At 46.2% G+C, this 17931-nt stretch carries 21 protein-coding genes; 10 read left to right on the forward strand and 11 right to left on the reverse strand.

What is annotated here, in order from left to right; translation table 11 throughout:
* Positions 1 to 304: 304 nt before the first annotated feature.
* Together OH459_RS22575 and OH459_RS22580 are read right to left on the reverse strand one after the other, a co-directional pair.
* Positions 305 to 571, reverse strand: a complete 267-nt coding sequence (locus tag OH459_RS22575) for a YihD family protein (protein ID WP_005450994.1) — start codon at positions 569 to 571, stop codon at positions 305 to 307.
* A gap of 122 nt (positions 572 to 693) precedes the next feature.
* Positions 694 to 861, reverse strand: coding sequence for a hypothetical protein (locus OH459_RS22580; RefSeq protein ID WP_005450993.1), 168 nt, complete (start codon positions 859 to 861; stop codon positions 694 to 696).
* 296 nt (positions 862 to 1157) lie between these two features.
* Here OH459_RS22580 and OH459_RS22585 point away from each other — a divergent pair, with 296 nt between their 5' ends.
* Both OH459_RS22585 and trhA read left to right on the forward strand, forming a co-directional pair.
* Entirely contained in the window at positions 1158 to 1964 is an 807-nt protein-coding gene (locus tag OH459_RS22585; protein ID WP_269988915.1) for a sporulation protein, read from the forward strand.
* A 72-nt stretch (positions 1965 to 2036) separates the two neighbouring features.
* Positions 2037 to 2690 (forward strand): PAQR family membrane homeostasis protein TrhA, encoded by a 654-nt coding sequence (gene trhA / locus OH459_RS22590; protein WP_005450987.1) that lies wholly within the window; start codon positions 2037 to 2039, stop codon positions 2688 to 2690.
* 38 nt (positions 2691 to 2728) lie between these two features.
* Here trhA and OH459_RS22595 read toward each other — a convergent pair whose 3' ends face one another.
* The 6 genes from OH459_RS22595 to def form a co-directional block, all read right to left on the reverse strand.
* Complete coding sequence (locus tag OH459_RS22595) at positions 2729 to 3358, reverse strand: DUF3157 family protein (protein ID WP_005450985.1); 630 nt, start codon at positions 3356 to 3358, stop codon at positions 2729 to 2731.
* Between the two features lie 25 nt (positions 3359 to 3383).
* Positions 3384 to 4829 (reverse strand): TrkH family potassium uptake protein, encoded by a 1446-nt coding sequence (locus OH459_RS22600; RefSeq protein WP_005450983.1) that lies wholly within the window; start codon positions 4827 to 4829, stop codon positions 3384 to 3386.
* 9 nt (positions 4830 to 4838) lie between these two features.
* Positions 4839 to 6215 (reverse strand): Trk system potassium transporter TrkA, encoded by a 1377-nt coding sequence (trkA, locus tag OH459_RS22605; protein WP_005429806.1) that lies wholly within the window; start codon positions 6213 to 6215, stop codon positions 4839 to 4841.
* 64 nt (positions 6216 to 6279) lie between these two features.
* Entirely contained in the window at positions 6280 to 7563 is a 1284-nt protein-coding gene (gene rsmB / locus OH459_RS22610) for a 16S rRNA (cytosine(967)-C(5))-methyltransferase RsmB (RefSeq protein WP_269988918.1), read from the reverse strand.
* Positions 7564 to 7644: 81 nt separating this feature from the next.
* On the reverse strand, positions 7645 to 8592 hold the full coding sequence (gene fmt / locus OH459_RS22615) for a methionyl-tRNA formyltransferase (protein ID WP_269988920.1): 948 nt from the start codon (positions 8590 to 8592) through the stop codon (positions 7645 to 7647).
* Positions 8593 to 8625: 33 nt separating this feature from the next.
* A complete protein-coding gene (gene def, locus OH459_RS22620; protein WP_005450979.1) occupies positions 8626 to 9144 on the reverse strand; it encodes a peptide deformylase in 519 nt (172 codons plus the stop codon).
* A gap of 138 nt (positions 9145 to 9282) precedes the next feature.
* Here def and OH459_RS22625 point away from each other — a divergent pair, with 138 nt between their 5' ends.
* Genes OH459_RS22625 through OH459_RS22640 form a run of 4 tightly spaced genes read left to right on the forward strand, consistent with a single transcriptional unit; the run spans position 9283 to position 12545 of the window.
* Positions 9283 to 10377: a LysM peptidoglycan-binding domain-containing protein gene (locus tag OH459_RS22625; protein ID WP_053052457.1), complete on the forward strand. Its 1095-nt coding sequence runs from the start codon at positions 9283 to 9285 to the stop codon at positions 10375 to 10377.
* Positions 10361 to 11470 (forward strand): DNA-processing protein DprA, encoded by a 1110-nt coding sequence (dprA, locus tag OH459_RS22630; protein WP_005450977.1) that lies wholly within the window; start codon positions 10361 to 10363, stop codon positions 11468 to 11470. The genes OH459_RS22625 and dprA overlap by 17 nt, the downstream gene beginning before the upstream one ends.
* Positions 11471 to 11472: 2 nt before the next feature.
* The gene (locus OH459_RS22635; RefSeq protein ID WP_005429833.1) at positions 11473 to 11952 is read left to right on the forward strand and encodes a DUF494 family protein; all 480 of its coding nucleotides are present in this window, start codon (positions 11473 to 11475) and stop codon (positions 11950 to 11952) included.
* Between the two features lie 23 nt (positions 11953 to 11975).
* Positions 11976 to 12545 carry a DNA topoisomerase family protein gene (locus OH459_RS22640; protein ID WP_005450974.1) on the forward strand — a complete coding sequence of 190 codons (570 nt, stop codon included), beginning with the start codon at positions 11976 to 11978 and terminating at the stop codon, positions 12543 to 12545.
* A gap of 63 nt (positions 12546 to 12608) precedes the next feature.
* Here OH459_RS22640 and OH459_RS22645 read toward each other — a convergent pair whose 3' ends face one another.
* Together OH459_RS22645 and purE are read right to left on the reverse strand one after the other, a co-directional pair.
* Complete coding sequence (locus OH459_RS22645) at positions 12609 to 13742, reverse strand: 5-(carboxyamino)imidazole ribonucleotide synthase (RefSeq protein WP_005450972.1); 1134 nt, start codon at positions 13740 to 13742, stop codon at positions 12609 to 12611.
* Positions 13743 to 13746: 4 nt separating this feature from the next.
* Complete coding sequence (purE, locus tag OH459_RS22650; RefSeq protein WP_050935972.1) at positions 13747 to 14232, reverse strand: 5-(carboxyamino)imidazole ribonucleotide mutase; 486 nt, start codon at positions 14230 to 14232, stop codon at positions 13747 to 13749.
* 199 nt (positions 14233 to 14431) lie between these two features.
* Between purE and OH459_RS22655 the strand changes: the two genes are divergently transcribed.
* From OH459_RS22655 to OH459_RS22670, 4 genes are all read left to right on the forward strand, one after another.
* Positions 14432 to 14989: an L-threonylcarbamoyladenylate synthase gene (locus OH459_RS22655; protein ID WP_050903741.1), complete on the forward strand. Its 558-nt coding sequence runs from the start codon at positions 14432 to 14434 to the stop codon at positions 14987 to 14989.
* Between the two features lie 34 nt (positions 14990 to 15023).
* Complete coding sequence (gene hemF, locus OH459_RS22660; RefSeq protein WP_017817571.1) at positions 15024 to 15941, forward strand: oxygen-dependent coproporphyrinogen oxidase; 918 nt, start codon at positions 15024 to 15026, stop codon at positions 15939 to 15941.
* Between the two features lie 102 nt (positions 15942 to 16043).
* Entirely contained in the window at positions 16044 to 16877 is an 834-nt protein-coding gene (gene aroE, locus OH459_RS22665) for a shikimate dehydrogenase (RefSeq protein WP_017190966.1), read from the forward strand.
* A gap of 3 nt (positions 16878 to 16880) precedes the next feature.
* Positions 16881 to 17144: a DUF1488 domain-containing protein gene (locus OH459_RS22670; protein WP_005450963.1), complete on the forward strand. Its 264-nt coding sequence runs from the start codon at positions 16881 to 16883 to the stop codon at positions 17142 to 17144.
* A 20-nt stretch (positions 17145 to 17164) separates the two neighbouring features.
* Here OH459_RS22670 and OH459_RS22675 read toward each other — a convergent pair whose 3' ends face one another.
* Positions 17165 to 17719 (reverse strand): gamma carbonic anhydrase family protein, encoded by a 555-nt coding sequence (locus OH459_RS22675; protein WP_053052455.1) that lies wholly within the window; start codon positions 17717 to 17719, stop codon positions 17165 to 17167.
* Positions 17720 to 17931 lie beyond the last annotated feature (212 nt).

Below are 17931 nucleotides of genomic sequence, written 5' to 3' on the forward strand. Positions count from 1 at the left end.
TCCTTCTTTAGGCTTTTTATAATGTACGGCGACATTTCTAGTGATGTCGCTCGATGACATTGCTGCTTCGTCCATGCCATGATTCATGGCTGAACATAATTATTTTAGTAAATACTGATGAACGGCGATTATACAATCAATAACAATTCCGTTTCTTTAACGCAGTCAACGTTTAACAACAAAAGTCAGTACAGTTAACCTGATAAATGACTGAACAGTTATAACCACCTTTTTAAACTGTTTGATTTAGTTATAAAAAAAGCGACTCAAATGAGTCGCTTATCAATACTTGGGTGTGAGCGGTTTACTTGATGATACCGCGTGCGCGTAGGATTGCTGTCTTGAAATCATCTTCTTGGTCTTTCTTAAGACCTGGGATCATTTCATCTTTGCCGCTGTTGCGCATTTTTAGGTGGTAGATCAACACGTCGTCGGTGAGATCTTCCAGTTTGCCTTCATAGCCAGCTTCATTTGCTAGCTTTAGGATGAACTGCAGCAGGTTCATTTCTTGGTCTTTATGCCACTCAGGCTCTAGAAGCTCAAGCAACTCTTCAATACGATGACACTTCATTTCTTTCTCCACAGAATTTATAGGTGTTATTTGCTACTAAAGGTATCAAATTGCTTGGCGAACACCAAATAGGAAAGGTAGGGGAGCAAAGAAAAAAGCGCGGTGATTGCCGCGCTTTTTAATTAAGCTGCTTTGATAACTTTGTTTGGAACACTTGGCATAACCGCTGTCTTCTCAACCAGAGTCATTGCTGGCGCAACTTGTTTTGCCTTTGGCGCAGTAGTGAAACCACTGCGACGGCGCATTGCACTACGATTAGTATGTGCGAACCTGACTGTTGTTGGGCGCATTTAGATACCTAACTGCCAGGCATATCCATTGCCGATGTAATGGCCTGATTCATTATGAGTTGAGCTTCAACTGCTTGAAGGGTGGCTCTTCTGGCTCTCGCCAATCCAAATAATGCATCAGGAATAACGATATGCATGCATATCATGTATAGGTTAGCACTCCTGCTATAATTGGTCGATAGTTGAGCAGTTGAATTGTATGGATTTTATGGTTTTCTGTGCGAAATCGAGACGAAAATTTGTTTTGATCCCATGATCAGCAGTAGTAGTATGAGATCTCTACGAAGGAGGTGCATATGTCATTTTTGAAGAAGACACTTGCGAGTTTTGGGATCGGCAGTGCTAAGGTCGATTCGATCCTAAACCAAGATGTACTGTATCCCGGTCAGAGCGTTGATGTTTCTATCCACGTGTATGGCGGAGCGACTGAACAAGCGATCGACAACATCGATCTGAAGCTTTGTTGCCGTTACATTGCAGAAGCGCCTGATGATCGCGGAGCTCGCGAAGGACACAGCATGCGTCGGGTACCGCAAACGCATGTGCTTGCTAAGTGGAACCTCCCATACGCATTTACTATCCATCCCGGCGAAGACCGTACTTTTGAGGTTAAACTCGATGTGCCTTGGAATACGCCTGTGACCATTGGTGATGCCAAAGTTTGGCTAGAGACCGGCCTAGACGTTGCGATGGCGCTCGACCCTACCGACAAAGACATTCTTACTGTTAGACCTGACCCACTTATGGATGCCATTTTGTCTGCTTTTGAATCGCAAGGTTTGCGTATCCGCCAAGTCGAGTGTGAAGAAGTGAAAGGCTTTGATTTGCCATTCGTGCAAGAGTTTGAAATGGTGCCAACCGATGGACCATATCATGGCGTATGGCGTGAATTAGAGTTTGTTGCTCATCGCGACGAGCGGGCTCTTAAACTTTGGTTTGAAGTTGACCGTACACGAAGTGGGGCGAGTGGCATGTTGGCGAGCCTACTAGGCAGCGGCAAACTTAAACGAGAACTGAGCATTCCAGTTAGCACCCAATTAGAAGATGTAGGTCCGCTGGTACTGAATTACCTTGAGCAAACCACTGCTGCCCACGAATCATAATTTAAGCTTACACGTGTAAGCTTAATGTGCCATACTAGAGTGAATATTCGAAACTCTAGTATAGGCGCGTTCATGTCCTCACCACAGAAAGCACAATACAGTCAGGGCGAAGAGCTAGCCAACTCGATCACTCATGGTATTGGGATGATTTTTGGCATCGTTGGTTTGGTGTTGCTTTTAATCAAGGCGATCGACCACCAAGCGGATACGTTGACCATTACCAGCATGGCAATATACGGCTCTAGTATGATTGTCCTGTTTCTGGCATCCACGCTCTACCACGCCATTCCATATCCCAAAGCTAAACGTTGGCTGAAAACCTTCGATCACTGCGCCATCTATCTTTTGATTGCAGGCAGCTACACGCCGTTTTTATTGGTGAGTCTGCGTACTCCATTAGCGATTGGGCTGATGATTGTGATTTGGACCATTGCGCTGATTGGCATCATCATGAAAGTTGCATTTGTATATCGATTTAAGAAGCTATCTTTGATGACGTATCTGGTGATGGGGTGGTTGTCGCTGATTGTGATTTATCAGTTGGCGATTAATTTAGATATTGGTGGTTTGACACTATTAGCGGCGGGTGGATTGGTGTATTCAATTGGGGTGATTTTCTACGTAGCGAAACGAATCCCATTTAATCACGCAATTTGGCACGGCTTTGTTTTGGCGGGGTGTGTATGCCATTTCTTCGCTATTTACTACTTTGTCGAGCCTATCTAGTTGATAGAAATAGACTCGACTAAGCATATTTTATTGTACTAGCGGGTCTTCACTTCTAATACTTCTGCCGAGAACTGGTATTGCTGCGACTGTGGTACTGCCAGCTTGATTGCTTTACCTTGCTCAGCTTGTTGCGGACGTAGGTAAGTGTCTGCCATACGTTTGATGGATTGCCAAACTGTGACGCTTTCTTTCGCCAACGGTTTACCAGACATATCGAATACCTGTACTTCCACTTCAACCTGAATCACCGATTGTGAGCTTTGATTGGTTACTGAGGTCGGTAGGATCAGTTCACCGTCTTCATAACGCGCTGAACCAATCAACACATCCACACCAGAGTCGGACAGCTGCATTGTCGGCTTCTTCGCATTCACGACTATGGTTGTGCCCACTTTTTTGTTTACGACTGGAATTGTTGCAATCTCAGGTGCTTTAGTGGTTTGCGTGGTGACTGCTTCTACGGCTGTTGTTGATGCAACAACCGCAGCCGCCTCTACCGCCTCAACTTTTTCTAATGTGTTTTCAGACGCTGCTTTCTTCACGACGTACTCCCATGTGAAGTCGTCATTCAATTTTACTTCGCGCCCATCTGCTAGCTTCACGACTTCAGCTGCGTAAACGGATGAAGAGGCGAGTAGGGTCGCCAGAGTGATCCATGTTTTCATTGTTATACCTTTTATTTGAGTCTGTTTAACGGCGCCAAAACGCAGGGAAGAACAGTACAAGAATAGTCAGAATTTCCAAACGCCCCATTAACATACCAAAGCTTAATAACCATTTTGCAGTGTCAGGCAGTGGGGCAAAGTTACCCGTTGGGCCAATGATGTCACCCATCCCTGGTCCCACGTTTGCAACTGCGGTAATCGACCCCGAAATACTGGTGACTGGATCAAGGCCGAGAGCACTTAAACAACCAGCAATGAAGATGATGGTGATGAAAAACATCAAACCAAACGCCACCACAGAGCGAACAATATCGTCGTTTACAGGGCGTTGATTGTAGCGCTGAACAAAAACACCTGAAGGGTGAATAAGCTTCATGATTTGCTTGTTGAGTAGTGTCATCGCGATCTGAAAACGGAAGATTTTAATCCCGCCTGAGGTGGAGCCTGAACATGCGCCTGCCATCATCAAGAAAGCAAACAATGTCGATGGCAATGCGCCCCAAGCTGTGAAATCTTCCAGGCCAAAACCCGTCGTGGTGACCACTGAAACAATATTGAACATTGAAACTCGCAGTGCATCCAAAATAGTGTAGCCATCACGAAGTACCAACCAAGCGGCGACCACTAAGCTTGAGAACAAAAATAGGTAAGCAAAGCCGCGAACTTGGGCGTCTTTCATCAAGACATCGATACTGCGCTTACGTAATGCCGCTACGAACAGTAGGAATGGCAAACCACCGAGGAACATAAAGGTGGTCGCAACCCAATGAGCACCGTTGGAGAAATGGTTCATCGAACCGTCTGATGTCGAGTAACCGCCGGTGGATAGAGTCGTGAATGCGTGGTTGATCGCTTCAAACAGGTTCATGCCAGTTAACAAGTATCCCACGATACATAAGCCTGTCAGCATCAAATACACCAATACGATGTTCTTCGCGACAGTCTTAGCTCTTGGGCTGCTTTTGTCTGACCAATCGGAGGATTCGGTTTGGAATAGCTTCATACCACCAACGTTAAGCATCGGTAGGATAGCTACTGCCATCACGATAAAGCCAATACCACCCAACCATTGCAAGATAGAACGCCACAGTAAGATGCTTGGCGCCATGTTGTCTAAGCCACTAAGTACGGTCGAACCCGTAGTAGTGATACCTGACATGGTTTCGAAGTAGGCGTCGGTAAAGCTGATATGGTTGATAAAGACAAATGGCAGGGCGGCAAACGCACTGGCGATAGTCCATACCAAACTGGTGATGAGAAACATATCACGCACGCTGAGTTTGAATTTGGCGGTTCGACCAATCGTTAAACAGATAAAAGCGGCGAGATGAGTGATCACTACGGCCTGGGCGAAGTCGAGGAACCCGCCCGTACCAGTGAAAAACGCGACCAAAGTCGGCACGTACATAAAAAGGGCTAGTTTGGATAAAACCAGCCCGATAACAAACAGTACGGGACGTAAGTTGACCATAGGAAAATCCTAGAGGAAGAATGGACTCGGCTGGAACAGCGCTTCGACGTCTGGTACGTACTTTTTGTCGACCAGGAACATCACGACGTGGTCATCTTGTTCGATGACGGTACGATCATGTGCGATAAGAACTTCTTCGCCACGAACGATAGCACCAATGGTGGTTCCTGGTGGGAGTTTGATATCGCCAATCGCGCGACCCACCACTTTGGATGTAGTTTCGTCACCGTGCGCAACGGCTTCGATTGCTTCGGCTGCGCCACGACGCAGTGAAGAAACGTTCACGATGTCAGCACGGCGAACGTGCGTTAGTAGAGCAGAAATCGTTGCTTGCTGTGGTGAGATTGCCACATCAATCACGCCGCCTTGTACAAGGTCGACATAAGCGCCGCGTTGGATTAGCACCATCACTTTCTTTGCGCCCATGCGTTTTGCCAACATCGCTGACATGATGTTGGTCTCATCTTCGTTAGTCAGCGCGATGAACACGTCTACTTGGTCAATGTTTTCTTCAGTCAGCAGTTCTTGATCTGCCGCATCACCACAGAAGACGATGGTATTTTCTAGTTGCTCGGACAGCTTTTCTGCACGCTGATAGTTACGTTCGATCAGCTTCACGCTGTAAGTTTGCTCAAGGCGTTTGGCCAAACTCGCACCGATGTTACCACCGCCAACAATCATGATGCGGCGGTAAGGTTTCTCAAGTCGCTGAAGCTCACTCATTACCGAGCGAATGTGGTTACTTGCTGCAACGAAGAACACCTCATCATCAGCTTCAATGATGGTAGTGCCTTGTGGACGAATAGGACGACCCTGACGGAAAATCGCAGCAACACGAGTATCGATGTGTGGCATGTGCTCACGCAGGGCAGACAGAGCGTTGCCCACAAGCGGACCACCGTAATAGGCTTTAACGGCTACTAGGCTGACTTTCTGCTCGGCAAAGCTTACCACTTGCAGTGCGCCTGGGTATTGGATGAGGCGCTCGATGTAGCTCGTTACCAGCTCTTCTGGTGCGATAAGGTGATCGACAGGAATGGCACCAGACTTAAATAGGGCTTCTTTTTCTGCCAGATACTCTGGAGAACGAATACGTGCAACACGGTTTGGGGTATTGAACAGAGTGAACGCAACTTGACAGGCTGCCATGTTGGTCTCATCGGTGTTGGTTACTGCGACAAGCATATCGGCGTCTTGCGCACCGGCTTCGTGCAGAACATCTGGGTGGCTTGCGTGACCGTTGACCACTCGTAGGTCGTATTTGTCTTGTAACTCACGCAGTCGGTCGCCATTTTTGTCGACGATGGTGATGTCGTTGTTCTCACCAACTAGGTTTTCCGCCAGTGTGCCGCCAACCTGACCAGCACCAAGAATAATGATCTTCATACTCTTTACTCGTTATCTGAAAAAGGCGATTGAATTCACTTCAATCGCCCTATTTAGCATGCTGTTACGCGTGTTTTTTTGTTAGCACTGCGTAGTAGAAACCATCCATATCTTCTTCGCCTGGTAGAATCTGACGACCAGGTTGCTTTGGATCGGAGTCCACTAATTGCGCGTCTGCAGTACGTGCTAAGAACGCTTTTACTTGTTCCACGTTTTCTTGTGGTGTGATTGAACAAGTCGCGTAAACCATGGTGCCGCCAGGTTTTAGTTGCGTCCACATTGCATCAAAAATTTCGCTCTGTAGATCCGCAAGTGCGGCAATATCATCAGCACGACGTAGCCATTTGATGTCTGGGTGACGACGAATCACGCCAGTTGCAGAACACGGAGCATCCAGCAAAATGCGATCAAATTGTTCGCCTTGCCACCATTCTTGAGGATTACGCGCATCGCCGCAAACCACTTTTGCTTGAAGGTTGAGGCGCTTCAGGTTTTCGTGCACACGTTTAAGGCGCGTGTCATCGCAATCAATGGCAACCACTTCACTACCAGATGTACGCTCAAGAATGTGCGCTGTCTTACCGCCTGGTGCTGCGCAGCAGTCTAGGATCAGCTCGCCATCTTTTGGCTCAAGATAGTTAATCGACAGCTGCGCTGCCGCATCTTGCACCGATACCCAACCTTTTTCAAAGCCCGGCAGTTTCATCACATCGCATGGCGCCGCCAATTTTAGGGCGTCCATTGCTTGTGTGTGTGGCGTGCTATCAATGTTTTCATTTTTGAGTAGCGCAAAGTATTCATCACGAGTGTGGTGCTGGTGGTTTACACGCAGCCACATTGGCGCTTTCTGGTTGTTGGCTTCAACAATGCTTTCCCATTGTTGTGGGTAAGCTTCTTGCAGCAGTTTAAGTAACCAGCTCGGGTGACCGTATTTGCCCGCATTGTTGCTGACAGCCATTTGATCCAGTTCTTCTTGGTTGCGCTGGTAGTTACGTAATACTGCGTTGATAAGACCGCGCAAGCGGGGGCCTTTCAGCTCTTTAGTACCTTCAACCGTTTCACCCACTGCAGCGTGTGCAGGAATACGCATGAAGCTCAATTGGTAAATGCCAACCAAAATCAGGTGATGGAAAACGCGTTGTTTGCCCTTTAACGGCTTGTCCATCAACTGGTTTGCAATCATTTCTAGGCGAGGGAGGTAACGTAGAGCACCATAGCAAATTTCTTGCAAAAGAGCGTGATCACGTGGTCGTACGTTTTGTTGAGCCGCTGGAAGAGCGCTTGAAAGTGAGTGGCCCTTGTCGACGACAAGATACAAGACGTTGGCAGCCGCAGCGCGAACATTCATGATAAGTACCTTAAAGTAAAGGAGGGCATCTCTGCCCTCTAAAAGTTCGTATTATTGGTCTTTGACACGGTTATCTGGTTTTTAAACCAGTTGAGTGCCAACTTCAAACCAAGATGCACGTGAGTTCAGAATATCTTGAACTGACATGGCTTTTTTGCCCGGAACTTGCAGTTGTTCCAGAACCAATACACCGTTGCCTGTCGCAACATAAATACCGGTTTTGTCCGCTTGCAAAATGGTGCCTGCTGGTTTGTCGCTAGTTTGATCCGCAACACGACTTTCCCATACTTTGATGCTGTTTTCAGCCGCTTCAAAGTGGCTCATTGGCCATGGGTTGAATGCGCGAACACAACGTTCAATGTGCGCAGCATCATCGTTCCAATCAATGCGCGCTTCTTCTTTGCTCAGCTTCTTCGCGTAGTTTGCTAGCTCGTCGTCTTGTTTCACGGGCTCTGCTTTGTCGGCTGCGATGTCTGCTAAACAATCAATCAGCGCATCTGGACCTAAACCTGCGAGTTTTTCGTACATTGATGCACTAGTGTCGCTTGCTTCAATCGGTAACGTTGCGATTTTAAGCATGTCACCCGTATCCAAACCAATGTCCATCTGCATAATGGTAACACCAGTTTCAGCATCACCTGCCCAAATTGAACGTTGGATAGGAGCTGCGCCACGCCAACGAGGAAGAATCGAACCGTGAACATTGATACAGCCTAGTTTAGGCGTGTCTAACACAACTTGCGGAAGTAATAGACCATAAGCGACAACAACCATGATGTCGGCATTCAGATCCGCTAGTTCTTGCTTAGCCTCATCTGACTTGAAGTTTTCTGGTTGATAAACCGGAATATCATGCTCAAGCGCGATGGTTTTTACTGGGCTTGCAGTAAGCTTCTTACCACGGCCTGCTGGGCGATCTGGTTGAGTATAAACCGCAATTACTTCGTGCTCCGAAGACAACAACGCCGCCAAGTGACGGGCGGCGAAATCCGGAGTACCTGCAAAGACAATACGTAAAGACTGACTCAAGGTAGGCTTCCTTCTAATTAAATTGTATCGAGATTAAGCGTTTTGCTGTTTCTCGTTAAAGCGTTTGATTTTTGCTAGCTTGTCCTGAATACGCTTACGCTTCAGTGGCGATAGGTAATCAACGAACAACTTACCCATCAAATGGTCTAGTTCGTGTTGAACACAGATGGCTAGCAGATCGTCGGCTTCAAAAGTGTACTCTTTGCCATCACGATCTAGTGCTTTAACAGTAACTTCAGCAGCACGCGGCACAAGTGCACGAGCACCTGGTACCGATAGACAGCCTTCTTCGATGCCATCTTCGCCACGCTTTTCCAGAATCTCAGGGTTGATAAGCACCATTGGCTCATCACGAGTTTCTGAAATATCAATTACTACGATACGTTTGTGGATATCAACCTGCGTTGCAGCCAGGCCAATACCCTCTTCGTCGTACATGGTTTCAATCATGTCATCGACGATTTTTTGAATCTCAGGTGTCACCTCTTCTACAGGTTTTGCAACGGTACGCAGGCGATCATCTGGGAATGTTAATACTTGTAATACAGACATATTCACTCGAAATATTGAACTGTGCCGTAACAGCACAAACCTTGTTGGCTCAATTCTAGACATTTTATGACCTAAATGACAGCATCCTTATACCAATTTCCATTCTGGTAGTTGCCTAACAGACCAAGGACGAGGGTCATGAATCGAATTTTCCGCAACGTTTCTCGCATTACGTTGCCGTTACTTTTCTCTTTCAATGCCGTAGCAAACACGGACTCCCAACCGCTTACCGTCAAAGATGACGCACCTAAAACTTATGTTGTGGTCAAAGGTGATACGCTTTGGGATATTTCAGCAATGTATCTGGATAGCCCATGGTTGTGGCCTCGTTTGTGGCAGGTCAATCCAGAGATCGATAATCCGCACCTTATTTATCCCGGAGACAAGTTGTCGCTGGTATGGATTAATGGTCAACCAGTATTGAGCTTAAAAGCGGTGAAAAAGCTCAGCCCTAAAGCTCGTATCACGGAAAAGAAAGCGGTGCCAACCGTTGCTGAAGGTTTGGTTATGCCTTACCTCAAGTCGGACCGTTTGGTGGACGATGAAACGCTAGAAAACGCGGCTAAAGTGATGGGTAGTAGCAAAGGCAGTAAATATCTGACTGCTGAGGACACCCTGTATATTAGTGGTGAACAAACGGCGACAGGTTGGGCTATCTATCGTCCAGTCGAAACATTTTCCCGTGAAGACGTATCTAAGCAAATTACCGCTTTACGTTTGATTGCAAAAGGGGAACTTATCGAGGCATCAAGCGAGTACTCAGGACTAAAGATCACCACTCAACTGCAAGAGATTATTCGTAACGATATCGCTTTGCCGGTCCAAACATTAGCAAATGGTGATTTCACGACGACCTTTTACCCACTGCCATCACCAAAAGGCAGTTCTGCAGCATTGCTGGGTAATATTGAGGGCATTCGATTTAGCTCAACCAATCAAGTGGTTGTGATTGATAAAGGAACATCCGATCAACTTCGCCAAGGCAGTGTGTTTGATCTTAAAGAAGATGCGCACCCGGTTTTCAAAGGTGGCGATGGTTTTGTGAAAGACAGTGGCTTACTCGACTCTAAGATCACCTTGCCGCAAAGTAAGGTTGGTGAACTGCTGGTCATTCGTCCTTATGAATATTTCAGTCTTGCACTGATTACCAATAGCACTAAGCCAATCAATAAAGAGGTATCAGTGGTTTCTCCTCTGGCTGAGGAATCGACCACGAATGAAACTACGCAATGATACTGACCTCGCCGCCTGGTTAAAGCTGAGCTGCTTGCCAGGCATTGGCGGGGTGAAGATGAATAAGCTGCTGAGTAAAGATACGCCAAGCAATATTGTCGGATACTCAACTGAGCAGCTTCAGCTTTTGGGTTTTACCACGAAGCAACTGCAAGCATGGTCTGAGGTCGATAAAGAAGTCGACGCTTGTCTTACTTGGGTTAGCGCCTCATCTCATCATCATATTGTTACTTTGGCGGATACTCTGTATCCCCCACTTCTCAAACAAACGGTCGCTCCACCTCCTTTACTATTTATAAAGGGAGAAGCGAGTTGTTTGTCTCAACCTCAAATTGCCATGGTCGGCAGCCGTAATGCTAGTGTTGATGGGCTTCAACACGCACGTCAGTTCGCTGCAGATTTGGTGAAACATGATCTGATTGTTACCAGTGGTTTGGCTTTGGGTATCGATGGACACGCTCATGATGGTGCTTTGCAAGCGGACGGTAAAACCATTGCGGTATTGGGTTCAGGGTTAGAGCAAGTTTATCCAGCCCGTCACCGAGGTTTAGCGCGGCGAGTGATGGAAAACGGTGCGTTAGTCTCTGAGTTTCGCCCAGATGCGAAACCTCGAGCAGAAAACTTCCCACGACGTAATCGAATCATTAGTGGTTTGTCGCTTGGCGTGTTGGTTGTCGAAGCAGCAGAAAAGAGTGGCTCATTAATCACCGCTCGCTACGCTCTTGAGCAAGACCGTGAAGTTTTCGCTATACCAGCTTCGATTAATGCTCCCAATGCCAGTGGTGGTAATCAGTTGATTCGTAATGGGGCTTGTCTCGTACAAAACACTCAAGAGGTGTTGAATGAAATACAGTCTTTGCTCGACTGGTCTATTAATCAGAGCTTGGATTTATTTTCTACGCCAATTGATGAAGAAGAATTGCCATTTCCTCAGCTGTTAGCTAACGTAGGAAATGAGGCTACACCAGTTGATATTCTTGCAAGCAGGACCAATATACCTGTCCAAGAAGTCATGATGCAGCTCTTAGAGCTTGAGCTTTCAGGGCATGTTGTTGCAGTATCCGGTGGCTATATTCGAAAGGGGAGGGGCTAGCTATGATGATGGATATACTTATGTATCTATTCGAAACCTACATCCATAGCGATGCAGAGTTACAGGTCGAACAAGACGAGTTGGAAGATGAATTGCTTCGTGCAGGCTTCCAGCAAAAAGACATCTACAAAGCCCTTGTCTGGTTAGAAGAGCTGGCAGCATTGCAACAAAGTGATGAGCATTCAGCGATTTCAACTTGCATAGCATCGGCATCGACACGTATCTATACGGCATCAGAGATGCAGCGCTTAGATCTTGAATGTCGTGGTTTTCTGCTGTTCTTAGAGCAAATTAATGTTCTAACCACAGAAACACGTGAGATGGTTATCGATCGTGTAATGGGGCTAGAAACCAATGAATTTGAGCTTGAAGACCTTAAGTGGATCATTCTTATGGTTCTGTTTAATGTCCCTGGCAACGAAAATGCCTACACGCTGATGGAAGAGCTGCTGTACACCAAGGAACAGGGTATTCTTCACTAATATCTTCTGCTTTAACGGTGAGTATGAGTAGTAAAATCGATCACAACCTTTTCTCGGCACACGAGCATGCGCTTGAGAGAGAGCCGTGCCCTAAATGTGGTGGGGAAGTCAGGCTGAAACATGGCAAACATGGTCCTTTTCTTGGTTGTAGCCAATACCCAAGCTGCGACTATATCAAGCCGTTGCACAGTAATGATGGCCACATCGTAAAAGAGTTAGGTGTGCCTTGCCCTGACTGTGGCAATGAGTTGGTGCTCCGACAAGGGCGATACGGCATGTTCGTTGGCTGTAGTCATTACCCAACTTGTCATCATATCGAATCAATCAATCAGCCCGAACCCGAGCAAGAATCGAAAGAGCTATACGCTTGCCCTGAGTGTGGTAAAGGGCATTTAGTTGAACGTAAGACCCGATTTGGTAAGACATTCTACGCGTGTGATAACTATCCGAAGTGCAAGTTTGCGGTAAACTTACCACCTGTAAGAGGTCGCTGTGAGGAATGCGGGTTTACCTTGTTGGTAGAAAAGAAACTCGCCAGCGGGGTTAAGTTGCAATGTGCAAGTCGCAAGTGCCAGCATACACAATCACAATAAATCTCAGGCAAAATTAAAAAGGGTCGCATCATGCGACCCTTTGTTGTCTATTTATCAACTTTTCTATGCTTGCCACTGTTTGGCAAATTCATGAACTGCTGGGAAGGTTTCTTCATCAAGCACGTTTGTTAATGCACACAACCTACGATTCAACTCACCAGTGTAATCACCGCATACGTTGATGTGACCCATCTTACGACCTTCTCGTTTCTCTTTGCCATACCAATGAATATGGCAACCATTCATCGCGAGTAGCGCATCTGGCAAGGTATCTTCACCGAGAATATTGATCATCGAGGTCTCGCGAACGAGCTTAGTACTACCTAAAGGCATACCACACACAGCGCGTAGGTGGTTCTCAAACTGACAAGTTTCTGCACCCTGCTGAGTCCAGTGACCTGAGTTGTGTACGCGTGGTGCGATTTCGTTAACCAGCAACTTGCCGTCAACGTCGAAGAACTCCAGGGCTAGCACGCCAACGTAATTCAAACTATTGGCGACGGCCGTGAACATCTCTTTTGCTTGTTCTTGCAACTCTGGAGCATCAATTGCTGTTGAGAGGCTTAATACACCATTTGTGTGGATGTTTTCTGCGAGAGGGTAAACTTCAATACTGCCATCGTTACTGCGAGCACCAATCAGTGAAACTTCACGGTTAAAAGGAACAAACTCCTCAGCAACAATGGCTTGAGTTGGTGTTGAAGCAATGCATTCCACCATTTCTGTCCAAATTATGTCGATCTGAGAAGGTTCTTTTAAACGCCACTGACCTTTTCCATCGTAACCGCCCAATGCACTTTTCAGAACCATTGGCATGCCGACGTGTTCAATTGCGCGGTCAAAATCTTCACGAGTTTTGATCACATAGTATTTCGCATTACGTACGCCAGCATCATCAAGTAATGCCTTTTCAATGCGGCGATCACCGCCTGCTTTGATAGCTTGTGTACTTGGTAAGAACTTACCGCTCGCTTCGCAAATATCAAGCACGTCATGCGGGATATGCTCGAACTCAGCAGTGATTACATCAACTTGTTCGATCGCATTTTCTAAGCCGTTGCCTAGTACATGTTGAGTCAGTGGATGAACGATATTACCGCTGCCCACATCGTAAGCTGAAATTTGAATATTCAGTGGCGCACCAGCCAGAGACATCATACGAGCTAACTGACCCGCACCAAGAACTAGTACATGCATCTGATTAATCCTCAGCAGGGTTTGGGTTCGCCAATACGGTTTCCGTTTGTTCGTTACGGAACGCTTCGACTTTTGCCATGATCGCTTCATCATGTGTACCAAGGATTTGAGCCGCTAGGATACCAGCGTTTGCTGCGCCTGCTTCGCCAATAGCTAATGTACCAACCGCAATACCTTTTGGCATCTGTACGATAGAAAGTAGTGAGTCCATGCCTTTCAGTGCGCGAGACTGAACGGGAACGCCAAGTACAGGTACGCTGGTAAACGCCGCCGCCATGCCTGGTAGGTGGGCAGCACCGCCCGCACCTGCGATGATGACTTTAATGCCACGTTCTTTAGCACTGCTTGCGTAATCAGTCAACAATTGAGGAGTACGGTGAGCTGACACCACCTTTGTTTCGTAAGACACGCCAAATTGATCCAGCATGTCCGCTGCTAGTTTCATGGTTGGCCAATCTGATTTAGAACCCATGATGATACCGACTTTCATCTCAAACTCCTTCAAGCTGCAAAATTAGGTGAGCTGATAAATTTGTGCGCATTATACGGGGATTTTTACCTCAAGCAAACGTTTGCGTGCGTTTGTAAATACGATTGATACATTTTATAAACAAATTGCTTTAGTCTCTGAGAATGAATATTTGTACACTTAGTACAAACACAACAGACAAGATTATCAGGAAGTATCGGTGGAGAACTTTGAACAGGTGCTAGAAGCACTACAAAAAGGCGAAGTGATTGCCTACCCAACAGAGGGGGTGTTTGGTGTTGGCTGTGACCCAGATAACCCAGAAGCGATTCAAAAATTGCTAGAGCTAAAACAACGCCCTGTTGAGAAAGGATTAATCTTAATTGCGGCAAACTATGAACAGCTTTTGCCTTATGTTGATGAATCTCAGTTGACTCAAGAGCAGTTAGATAAAGTACACGCAACGTGGCCAGGTCCATACACTTGGATTATGCCTGTGAGTGACAAAGTTTCTCATTGGGTATCGGGGCAATTTGATTCGATTGCAGTGCGTGTGACGGATCATCCTTTGGTACAAAAGATGTGTAATGCTTTCGGAAAGCCGCTAACCTCTACCAGCGCGAACCTCACTGGTCAGCCTCCTTGTATGACGACTGAAGAAGTAGAGCAACAATTGGGTGACCGACTTGTGGCGATCTTACGTGGTGAAACCAGCGGTCGTGACAAGCCTAGTGAAATTCGTGATGCTAAAACCTCGCAAATATTAAGACAGGGCTAACCCTGCTAGTCAGCAATCAATAGGTACTACACGTATGTCAGCAATCGATAAGCACGCCGTAAAACAGTTCCTGATGTCACTTCAGGATTCCATTTGTCAGCAGTTAGAACAAGAAGATGGAAAGGCCGTCTTTGTTGAAGACGCATGGCAACGTGAAAAAGGGGAGCGCCTTGGTGGTGGTGGTCGTACCCGTGTTTTGCGTGATGGTGACGTTTTTGAGCAAGGGGGAGTGAATTTCTCTCATGTCGAAGGTAATGAGATGCCAGCATCAGCTACGGCGCATCGTCCAGAGTTAGCTGGTCGCCGCTTTGAAGCGATGGGTGTTTCTTTGGTTATCCATCCCCACAACCCATATGTACCGACTTCTCACGCTAACGTACGCTTCTTTATCGCAGAGAAAGAGGGTGAAGAGCCTATTTGGTGGTTTGGTGGTGGTTTTGATCTAACACCTTTCTATCCATTCGAAGAAGATTGCCAATCATGGCATGAAACCGCAAAACAACTTTGTGCACCTTTCGGTGATGATGTCTATGCAGAGCATAAAGCTTGGTGTGATAAGTATTTCTTCCTACCGCATCGAAATGAAACTCGTGGTGTTGGTGGTTTGTTCTTTGATGACCTAAACCAGTGGGAATTCGACAAGTGTTTTGATTACATCAAGGCGGTTGGTGAAGGATACTGCCAAGCTTACCTACCGATTGTGTCTCGTCGTAAAGAAATTGAATTCAGTGAGCGTGAGCGTGAATTCCAACTTTACCGTCGTGGTCGCTACGTTGAATTCAACCTAGTGTATGATCGTGGAACTCTATTTGGTCTGCAAAGTGGCGGTCGTACAGAGTCAATTCTTATGTCGATGCCGCCACTTGCGCGTTGGGAATACAGCTATGAGCCACAACCTGGTTCTCCAGAGGCTGAACTTTACGAGCGATACTTAACGCCACGAGAGTGGTGAGCGTTGAATCTCCTTTTCTATATAGATAGATAGTGATAGGGTCATCTGTAATCAGATGGCCCTGTTTTTTCTCTATAGTAGGTAAGGAATAAAGGTAAGGAAATGACTCAGCAAATTGATCGCTATGCCGTGTTTGGTAATCCTATTGGACACAGCAAGTCGCCATTCATTCACACCTTGTTTGCTCGTCAAACCAATCAATCTTTGGTGTATACCGCAGAAAGTGCTCCTGTAGATGGTTTTATTGACGCAGCGAAGCTGTTCTTTGCTGAAGGAGGCAAGGGGTGCAATATCACCATGCCATTTAAAGAAGATGCTTATCAATTTGCTAGTAGACTGACCGAACGTGCTCAGTTAGCCGGGGCAGTCAATACGCTCAAGAAGTTAGATGATGGTGAGATCATTGGCGATAACACCGATGGAGCAGGTTTGGTTCAAGACCTACTTCAACATCAAGTTGTGTTAGAAGGTGCGCGGATCCTGATCATTGGCGCTGGCGGTGCCGCTCGTGGAGTGATCAAGCCGCTTCTTGATCAAAAGCCTAGTTCTTTAACCATTACTAATCGAACCTTCAGCAAAGCGCAGGAGCTTGCGGAGTTGTTTATTGCACATGGCTCTATCATTGCCAAAGAGATGGATGATATTAGTGATGAGTTCGACGTGATTATTAACTCCACGTCTGCTTCCCTAAGCGGTGAGCTGCCGGCTATCTCCTCTTCTATCTTTGCAGCTAACAGTACGAGCTACGACATGATTTACGGGCAAGGGACGACCAGTTTTAACTTATGGGCAAAAGAAAGTGGTGCCGCTCATGCTTATGATGGTCTTGGAATGTTAGTGGGACAAGCTGCGGAAAGCTTTATGCTGTGGCGTGGTTTACGCCCTGGCGCAAAACAAATCCTTAGAGAATTAAGAAAGAACCTTGAAGGTCAGTAAACGATGAATCAGTCCATCTTATTCCCAGATATGCAATCATGGGATAAAACATTACAAGCGGTAAACTTTACCGCGCAGCAATCAGGAGCTCTGATTGAATGCTATGTAACAAAGCAGAAGCTAGAAAAGCTTAGTGGCTCCTTGGTTGAAACTGAACAAGCGGCAATTAAAGTATTTATTGATTATCGATTCGACCTAGAAGAAATCGCGGAAGAGCTAATTGAAGATGAAGCCTTCAATGAAGAAGGCAATATCATCATCGATTAGCTTATTGCTAACCAACTACATCATTCGTCGTTGACGTCTTCTACTTCGTTTATGTAGTCATTTTTATTCTGTACATAGTTATTGGCAGACTTTTGTAAGAAAGCTCGTTCATTCTCTGATAAGGGGCGAGCTTGTTTTACTGGACTACCAACATATAAATAGCCGCTTTCCAACCTTTTCCCCGGTGGGACTAAACTTCCAGCGCCTATCATTACGTCTGATTCGACAACAACGTTATCTAAAACGATCGCTCCCATACCAACCAATACACGATCGTGGATTTCGCAGCCGTGCAACATGACTTTATGACCAATAGTGACATCATTACCAATGATTAGCGGATAGCCGTTGGGATTCTCAGTATTTTTATGGGTTACATGCAGTACGCTACCATCTTGAATATTGGTTCGAGCACCAATGTGGATATGGTTCACATCACCACGAGCTGTAACTAATGGCCAAACACTCGAGTCGTCACCAATTTGGATATCACCGACAAGAACAGAAGTTGAGTCGACATATACGCGCTTGCCTAGTTGAGGTCGAATACCTTTATAACTTCTAATAGAACCCATCTTTACTCCTTATAAAGCGTTAATAATCGGGATATCTGGAGGGAAGAGTAGCAAAAACTCGCCTTTTAGAATAAAAAACACTCAAACAATAAAAAAATCAAAAAAAACGAGAAAAAGGGCTTGCCAATGTGATCGCAATCTCTATAATGCCACCTCGCTGACACGGCAACGCTTCGAAAGAAACGAGGTCAAGTTAGCAAGCCAATTAGCCG

Origin of the sequence: Vibrio sp. MM46, assembly GCF_027587135.1 — a bacterium.
Classification (GTDB): domain Bacteria; phylum Pseudomonadota; class Gammaproteobacteria; order Enterobacterales; family Vibrionaceae; genus Vibrio; species Vibrio harveyi.